This window comes from Pseudomonas sp. GM74, assembly GCF_000282455.1.
Taxonomy (GTDB): domain Bacteria; phylum Pseudomonadota; class Gammaproteobacteria; order Pseudomonadales; family Pseudomonadaceae; genus Aquipseudomonas.
In genome coordinates this window covers 41,892-54,166 of record NZ_AKJG01000120.1, presented here as the reverse complement: position 1 = coordinate 54,166, position 12,275 = coordinate 41,892, and the positions used below count along the sequence as shown (strand labels likewise).

Genomic DNA, 12,275 nt, shown 5'->3' with positions numbered 1-12,275 from the left:
GGCTGCGTTCGGCTGCGCAGCAGTCGTCAGTTCCCGACGAGGACTGCGTCCTCGAACGCAGCCTCGCGGGCTCGGCAGCTGCTACAAACTCAGGCGTCGCGGCGTAGATCGGGCGGAATCGGCAGGTCGTCCTTGAGCGGATCCGGGCGCTTACCCTTGCCGGCGCGGTGCTGGCGGATCTGGTAGACGTAAGCGAGCACCTGGGCGACGGCAAGGTAGAGCCCGCCAGGGACTTCCTGATCAAGTTCGGTGGAGTAATAGATCGAACGCGCCAGTGCCGGCGACTCAAGCAGCAGCACTTCGTTGGCCACAGCGATTTCACGGATCTTCAGGGCCAGGAAGTCGCTCCCCTTGGCGATCAACATCGGTGCCCCGCCCTTGTCCGGATCGTACTTGAGCGCTACGGCGTAGTGGGTCGGGTTGGTGATGACCACGTCCGCCTCGGGAATGGCGGCCATCATCCGGCGTTGGGACATCTCGCGTTGCAGCTGCCGGATCCGCTGCTTGACCTCCGGCCGCCCCTCCTGATCCTTATGTTCGTCACGCACTTCCTGCTTGGTCATGAGCAGTTTCTTGTGGCTTTCCCAGAGCTGAACCGGCACATCCACCGCCGCGATCAGGATCAGCCCGCACGCCATCCACAACGTGCTCCAGCCGACCACTTGCAGGCTGTGAATGATCGCCATGTCCAGGGGCTCATGGGCGATGCGCAGCAGGTCATCGATGTCCGACGACAATACCGCCAGCGCCACGAACAGGATGATGATGAACTTGGCCAGGGCCTTGAGCAGTTCGACCAGCGACTTGGTGGAGAACATGCGTTTGAGGCCGGGACCGGGGTTCAAGCGACTGAACTTGGGCGCCATGGAACCCGCCGCGAACAGCCAGCCGCCCAGGGAAATCGGGCCGATGATGGCGGCCAGCACCAGCGCAATCATCACAGGCTGGATCGACCACAGGGCAATTTGCCCCGAGCGCATCAGGTAGGTGGACATGGAGCGCTGATCCAGGATCACTTCCCGCGGCAGCGAGAAGTTGATGCGCATCAGCTCCATCATGTCCTGCGCCATGGCGCCGCCAAAAATCAGCAGCGCCGCGGCGCCGACCAGCATGATCGCCAGGGTGTTGAGCTCCTTGGAACGCGCGATCTCACCCTTTTCACGGGAGTCCCGCTTGCGCTTCTCCGTGGGATCTTCTGTTTTGTCCTGACCGCTTTCGCTCTCGGCCATGGCTCAGCTCGCCCGTGCCATTTCGCGTAACAACTGCAAGGCCTCGGTGGCCAGCGGTTGATACTGGTTGAGAATGTCCGCCAATCCGACCCAGACGATGAACAACCCAAGCACCAGGGTCAGCGGGAAGCCGATGGAGAAAATGTTCAATTGCGGCGCTGCACGGGTCATGACACCAAAGGCGATGTTGACCACCAGCAGCGCGGTGATCGCCGGCAGTACCAGCAACAACGCCGAACCTAGCACCCAGCCGAGCTTACCGGCCAGTTCCCAGTAGTGATTGACCATCAGGCCTCCCCCCACCGGCAGCGTGGTGAAGCTCTCGGTGAGGATCTCGAACACCACCAGATGACCGTTCATGGACAGGAACAGCAGCGTCACCAGCATGGTGAAAAATTGCCCGATCACCGCCGTCGATACACCGTTGGTCGGATCGACCATGGAGGCGAAGCCCATGCCCATCTGGATGGCGACGATTTGCCCGGCCACCACAAAGGCCTGGAAGAACAGCTGCAAGGAAAACCCCATCACCGCACCGATGAGAATCTGCTCGGCAATCAGCAACAACCCACTCAAATCCAGGGGATTGACCGGCGGCATCGGCGGCAGCCCCGGCACGATGACCACGGTAATGGCCAACGCGAAATACAGGCGGATGCGCCGGGGCAGCAGGGTCGTGCCAAACACCGGCATGACCATCAGCAAGGCGCCGACGCGAAACAGCGGCAACATGAACGTCGCCACCCAGGTGCTGATCTGGGTATCGGTCAACGCTAGCAGTGACATGGTTTAGCCGATGACCTGAGGAATACTGCCGTACAACTGCAGGATGTACTCCATGAAGGTCTGCACCAGCCACGGACCGGCCACGATCAGGGTCACCAGCATCACCAGCAGGCGCGGCAGGAAGCTCAGGGTCTGTTCGTTGATCTGGGTGGCGGCCTGGAACATCGCCACCAGCAGGCCGACCAGCAGACTCGGAATCACCAGCACCGCCACCATCATGGTGGTCAGCCACAGCGCCTCGCGGAAGATATCGACCGCAACTTCCGGGGTCATGGCGAAACACCGCCGAAGCTGCTGGCCAGCGTGCCGATGATCAGCGCCCAGCCATCCACCAGCACGAACAACATGATCTTGAACGGCAGGGAAATGATCAGCGGCGAGAGCATCATCATACCCATGGCCATCAACACACTGGCCACGACCAGGTCGATGATCAGGAACGGAATGAAGATCATGAAGCCGATCTGGAACGCCGTTTTCAGCTCGGAGGTCACGAAGGCCGGCACCAGGATAGTCAACGGCGCCTGATCCGGCGTCGCGATATCAGTGCGCTTGGACAGGCGCATGAACAACTCCAGATCGCTGGTGCGAGTCTGGGCGAGCATGAAGTTCTTGATCGGCACCTGAGCCTTGGCGACCGCATCCTGTGCCGTCAGTTTTTCCGCCAGATACGGCTGCAGGGCGTCCTGGTTCACCCGGTCGAACACCGGCGCCATGATGAACAGGGTCAGGAACAGCGCCATGCCGGTGAGGATCTGGTTCGACGGTGTCTGCTGCAGGCCCAGGGCCTGGCGCAGGATCGAAAAGACAATGATGATCCGGGTGAAACTGGTCATCAGCATGACAAACGCCGGGATAAAACTCAGCGCGGTCATGATCAGCAGGATTTGCAGGCTGACCGAGTATTCCTGCGCACCCTGCGCATTGGTGCCCAGGGTGATTGCCGGGATCGACAGCGGGTCGGCGGCGAAAGCCAGCGGCGCGGCCAGCATCAGGGTCAGCGTCAAGACGATGCGCAGCGCACCCATTACTTCTTATCCTTCTGATCTTTACCCAGCATCTCCAACAGGCGCTGGGCAAACTCCGGCGTCGGCTTCTCGGTACCCGGCACTTGCACCGGCTCCTTGAGGACGTGCAGCGCAGTGATGTTGCCGGGGCTCAGGCCCAACAGGATCTGCTCGTTGCCGACCTGCACCAGCATCAGGCGATCGCGTGGCCCCAGCGCGCGGGAGCCGACAATCCCGATCACCTGCCCCTTGCCGGCCGGACCGGCCTGCTGGACCCGACGCAGCAACCAGGCGAGGAAGAAGATCAGCCCCAGCACCAGTAGCAAGCCGAACACCAACTGCGTCAACTGGCCCGCCACACCGCTGCTCACCGCCGGCGCAGCAGCCGTTGAAGCCGTTGCGACAGGCTCGGCCGCCAGTACGCTGAACGGCATCGCCAACACAAATCCGAGAACCCTTTTCACTCAGCGCAGCTTCTTGATGCGTTCGCTTGGGCTGATCACGTCCGTCAGGCGGATGCCGAACTTTTCGTTGACCACCACCACTTCGCCGTGGGCGATGAGCGTGCCATTGACCAGCACGTCCAGCGGCTCGCCGGCCAGGCGATCAAGCTCGATCACCGAACCCTGGTTCAGTTGCAGCAGGTTGCGGATGTTGATGTCGGTGCTGCCCACTTCCATGGAAATCGACACCGGGATATCGAGGATCACGTCCAGGTTCGGACCTTCGAGACTCACCGGATCGTTGTTTTTCGGCACGCTGCCGAACTCTTCCATTGGCAGGCGGCTGGACGCGGAATTGCCGGAATCGGCCGCCAGCAAAGCGTCGATGTCAGCTTGCCCGGCATCGCCGGTTTCTTCCAGGGCCGCAGCCCATTCATCGGCCAGTGCCTGATCGTCCTGCGTGTTCATATTGTCAGTGTCCTCGGCGAGCAAAAATTCAGAATTCGGTTAATCGCGAATGGGTACGAGCGCCGGTCAACGGCGCTCGATCGGCTCGATCACTTGCAACGCCAGGTTGCCCTTGTGCGAGCCCATCTTGACCTTGAAGGCCGGCACGCCATTGGCGCGCATGATCATTTCTTCCGGCATGTCGACCGGAATCACATCCCCCGGCTGCATGTGCAGGATGTCGCGCAGGCGCAACTGACGACGAGCCACCGTCGCACCGATCGGCACGTCGACGTCCAGCACGTCCTGGCGCAGGGCGTTGACCCAGCGCTCGTCCTGGTCGTCGAGGTCCGACTGGAAGCCGGCGTCGAGCATTTCGCGCACCGGCTCGATCATCGAGTACGGCATGGTCACGTGCAGGTCGCCGCCACCACCATCGAGTTCGATATGGAAGGTCGACACCACAATGGCCTCGCTCGGGCCGACGATGTTGGCCATGGCCGGGTTCACTTCCGAGTTGATGTACTCGAAGTTGACTTCCATGATCGCCTGCCAGGCTTCCTTCAAGTCGACGAACGCCTGCTCCAGCACCATGCGCACCACACGCAGTTCGGTCGGGGTGAATTCACGCCCTTCGATCTTGGCGTGCCGGCCGTCACCGCCGAAGAAGTTGTCCACCAGCTTGAACACCAGTTTGGCGTCGAGGATGAACAGCGCGGTACCGCGCAGGGGTTTGATCTTGACCAGGTTGAGACTGGTCGGCACGTACAGCGAGTGCACGTATTCGCCGAACTTCATCACCTGCACGCCGCCGACCGCCACGTCCGCCGAGCGACGCAGCATATTGAACATGCTGATGCGCGTGTAGCGGGCGAAACGCTCGTTGATCATTTCCAGGGTCGGCATGCGTCCACGGACGATGCGATCCTGGCTGGTCAGGTCATAGCTTTTGACGGCACCGGGTTCGGCGGCGTTCTCGGTCTGTACCAGACCATCGTCGACGCCATGCAACAGCGCGTCGATCTCATCCTGGGACAGCAGGTCCTGCACGGCCATGTCGAGTTCCTACTGCAGTACGAAATTAGTGAAAAGCAACTGTTCGATCACCACTTTGCCGAGCTCTTTCTGCGCCACTTCCTGGACGCTGGCGGTGGCTTTCTGCCGCAGCATTTCCTGGCCGACCGGCGAGGCGAGGGTCGCGAAGTCCTGCCCGGAGAACAGCATGACCAGGTTATTGCGGATCACCGGCATGTGGACCTTGAGCGCCTCCAGATCCGTCTGATTGCGCGCGAGCATGGTGATGCTCACTTGCATGTAGCGCTGGCGACCGTTCTGGTTGAAGTTGGCCACGAAAGCCGGCGCCATCGGTTCGAAAATCGCTGGCTGCTTGCCGATCGGAGCGGTTTCAGCCACGGCGGCGGCAGGCTTGCTCTGGGCGCTGTGCATGAAGTACCAGGTCGCCCCCACGGACAAACCGATCGCCAGCAGCAGGGCCACCACGATCGCGATAATCAGCTTGAGTTTGCCTTTGGTTGCGGGGTCTTTTACTGCTGCGTCGCTCTTCGCCATGCCAATAATCCGTCACTATTCGGGTTTTCACAGTCGCACGGCAAGGCAAGAGCAAGTGTTATGCCAGAAGTGTCGGAAGCAGAATGGCCGAGGCCGGGCGCAATTGACCAAACACCACAAACCAATGTGGGAGCGGGCTTGCCCGCGAAGAGGCCGGAACATTCAACATTGATGCTGACTGTGCCGACGCCTTCGCGAGCAAGCCCGCTCCCACAGGGGTATATGTCTGCCGGGGTCAGGCGTAGTAATCGACCGCGCTGGAGCCGATCACGCTGATGGTATTGGCCGCCACTTCAGCGATGCCCGGGATGATGTCGTCATCCATTGAATCAAGGCGACCGCCGCTGGTACCGGCCCGACCGCTGTGGCTTTGCCCGGCTTGTTCCTGCCCTTGCTGCGAACCACGGGACTGGTCCGAAACATTGACATCGACCTGCCCCATGCCCTGCTGCGCGAACATGTCGCGCAAGCGATGGACCTGCCCATCCAGCGCCTCACGGACCCCCGGATGCGCACTCATGAACGTGACCTGGGTCTGTTGATCGGGAACCATGTTCACCCGAATATCCAGACGCCCGAGTTCAGCGGGCTGCAACTGGATGTCCGCCGCCTTGAGATTGGCGCTGGACAGGTACATGACCCGGTTCACCACCTCTTCGGTCCAGCCGCTCTGATGCATGGCAATCGGTTGGTTCACCGGCAAGGCATTGGCTGTCTTCGGTGTGGCCGCCTGGGTCAGCGCAGCCAGACGGTTGGCGAAATCATCGACACGGGTGTCGTTGCTGGCGGACTTGAGGTCCTTCAGGCCGTCATCGATCAAGCCGCTGAAAGCCTTGTCGTCGCCTTGGCCGGTGCCGCTCTTGTCGCCCTGAACATCCAGCATGGTTGCCATGCCCGTGGCAAAGTTTTGCGCCGACGTCAGCTCTCCGTCAGCCTGGGCCTGCGCCTGTGTCGGTGCAGCCTTGGGCTGCGCCTGGCTGGACGCCGATACGTGACCGCCCTGCTCCATCGCCAGGCGTAACGCCGGCAGGGCGTCGAGTGGATCGGCCTCGGGATCGAAGTCGCCGTCGGTGCTGGTCGGCGCCGGAACGTTTGTAGCCGCGATCGCCGCAGCAACCGGCGCTTCAACCATTGGCAGCACCGCATCGGCTACGGCTGGCGCTGGCGTTGCTGGCGCTGGCACCACTGGCTGCATGGCTTGCTGCAATGCAGGATCAAGCGCCGGATCGACCAGCGCGGCATCGACGACCTGAGCCGGGTCGACCTCTGCCGCATCGTCGCCGGCAGTCTTGTCGTCAGCCTGCACCGATTGGTCGGCAGGCAAGGATTTGCCGCCATCGGCAACGACCGGCTCCCCGGCGGCAGACTTGTCGTCGCCAGCGTCCGTCTTTGCGCCGACACCGGAGGTTTTGTCACGCTCAGACTTGAGCGCAGCATCCGCCGACGCATTGGGCTTGTTTGGGGCCTGATTGGCGTAGACATGGGCGAAGCTTGTGGCCTTCTCCCCGGGCTCTGCGGCCACTGCCGGAGGATTGGCGGAGCCGGCCTGAGTCTTGGCCTGCCTGGAGGCCTGAAGCAGAATATTAGGGGTAACGGGCATGAAACGGTCTCCGCTGCACAGGGCTCGTAAGTACAGTTGGGTTAGATAACTGCAAAGGTCGAGCCAGTTTCACTCGATAGAGACCAAAAGCAGCGCTTGCTCAGATTTTCGCCGGGCAACGCTGTCGCTCAGCTTCGTACAGAGGGCGGATAACGGCGAATTCACGGTCGATTTCGCCGACCAGTTCCAGAACGGCCGCGCATGGCAAATTGGCGGCCTGCTGCTCAAGCTGGTGGCAGAGCCCGGTCAACCTGAGGGCGCCCATATTGCTGCTGCTGCCCTTGAAGCTATGGGCGGTTTCAACGAGCAGTGCGGCACTGTCAGCTATTCTCAAGACTTTCAGGCGCTCTTCGGAGTCCGCAAGAAAGATATCCAGCAGATCCGGATAGCCCTCTTCCATCACTTCGCGCAATGCACTCAGCACGTCGCGATCCACATGTGTGTCGTCCACTTGCTCACTCCTTGATCAAGAATGCGCGGATTATGCCAGAGCCTCCCAGATAAACTCCACGCGTGCACTTCGACCATCGTCGGTCCAGCGGGCATTACGCCCCAACTGGCGGATCAGACTGACCCCACGTCCCGACAGGCGGATGTCTTCCACAGGCCTTGCCATCACCCGCTCGACATCGAAACCCTTGCCGCTGTCTTCGATGTGAATGGTCAGGCAACCCCCATCATCCGTTGGCGTCACCTGAAAATGTAACCGTACATAGCCTTCGCGCAGCTCATCCAGGCGGGTATTGCGCTCCTGATAATACCGCGCAAACCCCGAGGCATCGCGCTTGAGACTCGAGTCCAGCCCCAGCACGCCATGCTCCAGCGCATTGGAATAGAGTTCCGCCAGCACACTGTAGAGCGCACCGCTCTGAGCCCGAAGGCCATGGACTTCAAGCAGCAATTGCAGCAGGTAGGGCAACGGGTTGAAACGCTTGAGCGTGGCTGCGCGAAACTCGAAGCTCACCGACCAGTCCAGCGGGCAGGACTGGCCGCTGTCGGAGTAGATCAACGCCGGCGGGCTGATCTGCGTCGACTCCAGCAGGCTGATTTCGACCATGCTGACATCGTCACGGGTTTCTCCGCCGAAATGACGCAACGCCTGCTCAATCTCTTCGAACAGCGCATCCGGGTGTCGATTGGCGGCAAATACCTGCTGCAATCGCTGCACGCCAAACAACTGATCATTGGCGTCGCAGGTATCGATCACCCCATCAGACAGGAGAAACACCCGATCCCCGAGGGCCATGGGATACACGTCGGTACGCTCATCGAAGGAATCCGGGCTCAGCACCCCCAAAGGCAGGTGCCGCGCCGGCAGAGGCGTGCGCTCGCCACTGGCAACGCGATGCAGGTAACCGTCGGGCATGCCGCCGTTCCAGACCTCCACCAAACGACGCTGAAAACTCAGGCACAACAACGTGGCACAGCAGAACATGTCCACCGGCAGGATGCGCTTGAGTTTGGCATTCATCTCGCGCAGGGTTTCCGCCAGGCCATAGCCCTTGGCGGTCATGCCGTAGAAAACCTCGGCCAAGGGCATGGCGCCCACCGCCGCCGGCAGACCGTGGCCGGTGAAGTCGCCCAGCAGCACGTGCATGTCTCCGGCCGGGGTGAACGCGGCCAGCAACAGGTCGCCGTTGAACAGCGCATAGGGCGATTGCAGATAACGGATATTCGGCGCGGCATTCAGGCAGCCGGAGTGCGCCACCTTGTCGAAAACGGCCTTGGCCACGCGCTGTTCGTTGAGCAGGTAGTCGTGGTGCCGGGCGATCTGGTCACGCTGTTGCAGCACGGTGTCCTGCAAGCGCCGCAAGCGATCCATCGCCTTGATCTTGGCAGCGAGAATCACCTGGTTGTAGGGCTTTGCCAGAAAGTCGTCACCGCCGACTTCCAGGCAACGGGCCAGGGCTTCGCTTTCGGACAACGAAGTAAGGAAGATGATCGGCACCAGGGTTTCCCCGGCCATGGCCTTGATTTGCCGGGCCGCCTCGAAGCCGTCCATGACCGGCATCATCGCATCCATCAACACCAGGTGCGGTTGTTGCAGACGAAACACCTCGACCGCTTCGGCACCGTTGGCCGCCGTCAGCACCTGGTGCCCCTGGCGACGCAGGATGCTCGACAACAGCAGGCGATCGGCGGCGCTGTCCTCGGCAATCAGGATCGTCAGCGGCTCCAGTGGCTGCATGGCGATCAACTGATGTCGAACAGTTTGTCGAAATTGGAGATGGCGAGGATTTTGCGCACATCGGTACTGCTGTTGACGACACGCACATCGGAGTCGTCGCCACCGGCATGATCGCGCAGCAAAAGCAGCATGCCCAAGGCCGAACTGTCGAGGTAAGTGGCGTCTTTCAGGTCGACCACGACCGCCGATAGCTGTTTATCTTCGTAGGACTGACGAAATTCCTGATGCTTGGCGAAATCGAAACGACCCTTGACCGAGATCGTCAGCTTTTGCCCGTCCTGGGACACTTCTGTAACGACTGACATTTAATGGCTTCCTTGTCTTTGGAAAACGTTTAGAAGGTTTAGCATCAGGAGGGAATGAGGGCAAGCCAGCCTGTTTTTTGAAAGCACGCTCAATAGGGGTTCTCGCGTGGCAAGCGCTGGGACAATTCATCCAGCAGTTTCTGTTCGCGGCGGTCTTCAAGCGCCCGCGCCTCGTCGGCATAGCGCTGAACCAGCTTGCGCAGGCCTTCGACCCGGGCAAACGCCTGCTGCCAGGTTTCCCGGGCCTTGTTCAGGTTGTTCTGATGCCAGGCCAGGCTTTGCCGCTGCTGGTCGATGGCCGTGCCCAGTTGCGCGAGAAAGCCCTGATAACCCAGCAACCATTGGCCGGAGACGCCGGCGCTGCCGCGCACGATCCATTGTTCCTGATAGTCGAGACGGAAGGCTTCGAGGTCGGCGAGCTTGCTTTGTGCCAGACGAACCTGCCCTTGAAAGTGCCCCAGGCGCTGGACCGCGGTTTTTTCGGCCTTTTCGGCCATTTCCACCACTGGCGCCAGCCTTCCTGCCCGACTCAGGGCCATGACCGCTTAACCGCCTGCCGCGGGCGCGAAGATCGAGGCCAGATACGCCTCGCTTTCACCCAGGCTGATGCTGTCGTTGAGGCCCTGGCGCAGGTATTTGACCAATTGCGGCTGCAGGGAAATCGCCAGATCGGTCTCACGATCTCCGCCAGCGACATAGGCGCCGACACTGATCAGGTCGCGGCTCTGCTGATAACGCGACCACAACTGCTTGAAATACTGCGCACGGGCCATGTGCTCCGGCGACACCACCGCCGGCATCACCCGACTGATGGACGCCTCGATATCGATGGCCGGGTAATGCCCTTCCTCGGCCAGGCGCCGGGACAACACGATATGCCCGTCGAGCACGCCCCGCGCCGAGTCGGCAATCGGGTCCTGCTGGTCATCGCCTTCGGACAGCACGGTGTAGAACGCGGTGATCGAACCACCGCCCTTCTCCGCGTTGCCAGCTCGCTCCACCAGTTTCGGCAGCTTGGCGAATACCGACGGCGGATAGCCCTTGGTCGCCGGTGGCTCGCCGATGGCCAAGGCGATTTCCCGCTGGGCCTGGGCGAAACGGGTCAGCGAATCCATGAGCAACAGGACGTTCTTGCCCTTGTCGCGGAAATATTCGGCGATGCGCGTGCAGTACATGGCCGCACGCAGACGCATCAGCGGTGCATCGTCCGCCGGGGATGCCACCACCACCGAACGCTTGAGCCCTTCTTCACCGAGGATGTGCTCGATGAATTCCTTGACCTCACGACCCCGCTCACCGATCAGCCCGACGACGATGATGTCGGCCTCGGTAAAGCGGGTCATCATGCCCAGCAGCACCGATTTACCGACACCGGTACCGGCGAACAGACCGAGCCGCTGACCGCGGCCGACCGTCAACATGCCGTTGATGCAACGGATGCCCACGTCCAGCGGTTCGCTGATCGGTTCTCGCTTGAGCGGGTTGATGGTCGGGCCGTCCATCGGCACCCAGTCTTCGGCCTTCATCCCGCCCTTGCCGTCCAGTGCGCGGCCGGCGCCATCGAGCACCCGTCCGAGCATGCTCATGCCCATGGGCAGGCGACCGGTATCGGCCAAGGGCACCACTCGGGCACCGGGTGCGATGCCGGCGACACTGCCGACTGGCATCAGAAAGACTTTACTGCCGGAGAAGCCCATCACTTCGGCTTCAACCTGCACCGGGTGATAGCTGTCGTCGTTGATGACCATGCAGCGGCTGCCCATGGCCGCGCGCAGGCCTTCGGCTTCGAGCGTCAGGCCGACCATGCGCAGCAGGCGGCCCTCAAGGATCGGCGCACCGGCCAATTCAGTCGCCTCGGCATAACTGCCCAGGCGTTTGGCGAAACTGGTGCGTTCAAGGCGCATCAGGTGCATCCGGTTCTGGCGCGGTCGCCGGTTTGCTGTCGATCGGCAGATCCAGGCTCAGGTCCGGTGCGGCCGGGTGCAAGGCCTGCTCGTGCAACTGATCGAACAGCTTGTCCATCACACGCGCAACACGGGTTTCGACCGTGGCGTCGATGCGGCTGTGTTCTGTTTCGACCCGGCAACCGCCGGGCAACAACGATTCGTCCTCGACGATGCGCCAGGTTTCTTCATGGCGTTCGCGCAGGGCTTTGACCTGCGCGAAGTCCTGCGGATTGATGTACAGCCGCACGTTACCCACGCCTAGCGGCAACAGCTTGAGCGCCTCGCGCATGACATGTTCGATCTGCGTCGAGTCGATGGCCAGTTCACGCTGAATCACCTGCCTGGTGATGTGCTGGACGAGGTCGACCAGGGACTTTTCGATCTGGGTGTCCTGCTCGGCAATCGGCTCGAACAAGTGCGCCATCAACTGTTCCAACCCGGCAAGCTTTGGCGCCAGCGCCTGCTCGGCTTCCTGTCGGACCTTGAGCGTGGTGCTGTGGAAACCTTCCTTTTCGCCCACCGCGAAGCCTTCGTTGTAGGCTTCCTGGCGAATGCTTTCGAGCTCTTCGAGGGTCAGTGGCTGGACTTCCTCCAGCGGCACCTCTTCCATTTCCGGCGGTTCGGGCTCCGGCTCCGGCTCGGGTTCCGGCACAAACGGGTCGAAGCTGGGCAACGACCAGATATCGAAACCACCGACGTCCTTGGCACGGATCAGGTCGGTATTGGACTCATCATGTTTGGACGACATAGTGACC

General features: G+C 61.5%; 15 protein-coding genes. All 15 read right to left on the bottom strand.

The window, feature by feature from the left end; all coding sequences use genetic code 11:
* Positions 1–89: 89 nt before the first annotated feature.
* The gene (gene flhB / locus PMI34_RS05215) at positions 90–1,229 is read right to left on the bottom strand and encodes a flagellar biosynthesis protein FlhB (protein WP_008052883.1); all 1,140 of its coding nucleotides are present in this window, start codon (positions 1,227–1,229) and stop codon (positions 90–92) included.
* A 3-nt stretch (positions 1,230–1,232) separates the two neighbouring features.
* Positions 1,233–2,015 (bottom strand): flagellar biosynthetic protein FliR, encoded by a 783-nt coding sequence (gene fliR / locus PMI34_RS05220; RefSeq protein ID WP_008052882.1) that lies wholly within the window; start codon positions 2,013–2,015, stop codon positions 1,233–1,235.
* Positions 2,016–2,018: 3 nt separating this feature from the next.
* Positions 2,019–2,288 (bottom strand): flagellar biosynthesis protein FliQ, encoded by a 270-nt coding sequence (gene fliQ / locus PMI34_RS05225; RefSeq protein WP_007948918.1) that lies wholly within the window; start codon positions 2,286–2,288, stop codon positions 2,019–2,021.
* Entirely contained in the window at positions 2,285–3,043 is a 759-nt protein-coding gene (fliP, locus tag PMI34_RS05230) for a flagellar type III secretion system pore protein FliP (RefSeq protein WP_008052881.1), read from the bottom strand. Before fliP ends, fliQ begins: the two co-directional genes overlap by 4 nt.
* Positions 3,043–3,456 (bottom strand): flagellar biosynthetic protein FliO, encoded by a 414-nt coding sequence (fliO, locus tag PMI34_RS05235; RefSeq protein ID WP_008052880.1) that lies wholly within the window; start codon positions 3,454–3,456, stop codon positions 3,043–3,045. Before fliO ends, fliP begins: the two co-directional genes overlap by 1 nt.
* A 30-nt stretch (positions 3,457–3,486) precedes the next feature.
* Positions 3,487–3,933: a flagellar motor switch protein FliN gene (gene fliN, locus PMI34_RS05240; RefSeq protein WP_008052879.1), complete on the bottom strand. Its 447-nt coding sequence runs from the start codon at positions 3,931–3,933 to the stop codon at positions 3,487–3,489.
* Positions 3,934–3,999: 66 nt separating this feature from the next.
* Positions 4,000–4,968: a flagellar motor switch protein FliM gene (gene fliM / locus PMI34_RS05245; RefSeq protein WP_008052878.1), complete on the bottom strand. Its 969-nt coding sequence runs from the start codon at positions 4,966–4,968 to the stop codon at positions 4,000–4,002.
* A gap of 9 nt (positions 4,969–4,977) precedes the next feature.
* Positions 4,978–5,481: a flagellar basal body-associated protein FliL gene (gene fliL, locus PMI34_RS05250; RefSeq protein ID WP_008052877.1), complete on the bottom strand. Its 504-nt coding sequence runs from the start codon at positions 5,479–5,481 to the stop codon at positions 4,978–4,980.
* A gap of 235 nt (positions 5,482–5,716) precedes the next feature.
* Positions 5,717–7,081 (bottom strand): flagellar hook-length control protein FliK, encoded by a 1,365-nt coding sequence (locus PMI34_RS05255; RefSeq protein ID WP_008052876.1) that lies wholly within the window; start codon positions 7,079–7,081, stop codon positions 5,717–5,719.
* A 100-nt stretch (positions 7,082–7,181) separates the two neighbouring features.
* Positions 7,182–7,532, bottom strand: a complete 351-nt coding sequence (locus tag PMI34_RS05260) for an Hpt domain-containing protein (RefSeq protein ID WP_008052875.1) — start codon at positions 7,530–7,532, stop codon at positions 7,182–7,184.
* Between the two features lie 30 nt (positions 7,533–7,562).
* Positions 7,563–9,269: an ATP-binding SpoIIE family protein phosphatase gene (locus PMI34_RS05265; RefSeq protein ID WP_008052874.1), complete on the bottom strand. Its 1,707-nt coding sequence runs from the start codon at positions 9,267–9,269 to the stop codon at positions 7,563–7,565.
* A gap of 5 nt (positions 9,270–9,274) precedes the next feature.
* On the bottom strand, positions 9,275–9,574 hold the full coding sequence (locus PMI34_RS05270) for an STAS domain-containing protein (protein WP_008052873.1): 300 nt from the start codon (positions 9,572–9,574) through the stop codon (positions 9,275–9,277).
* Positions 9,575–9,663: 89 nt separating this feature from the next.
* A complete protein-coding gene (gene fliJ / locus PMI34_RS05275) occupies positions 9,664–10,113 on the bottom strand; it encodes a flagellar export protein FliJ (RefSeq protein ID WP_008052872.1) in 450 nt (149 codons plus the stop codon).
* Between the two features lie 6 nt (positions 10,114–10,119).
* The gene (gene fliI / locus PMI34_RS05280) at positions 10,120–11,478 is read right to left on the bottom strand and encodes a flagellar protein export ATPase FliI (protein WP_008052871.1); all 1,359 of its coding nucleotides are present in this window, start codon (positions 11,476–11,478) and stop codon (positions 10,120–10,122) included.
* Positions 11,468–12,268 carry a flagellar assembly protein FliH gene (fliH, locus tag PMI34_RS05285; protein WP_008052870.1) on the bottom strand — a complete coding sequence of 267 codons (801 nt, stop codon included), beginning with the start codon at positions 12,266–12,268 and terminating at the stop codon, positions 11,468–11,470. Before fliH ends, fliI begins: the two co-directional genes overlap by 11 nt.
* Positions 12,269–12,275 lie beyond the last annotated feature (7 nt).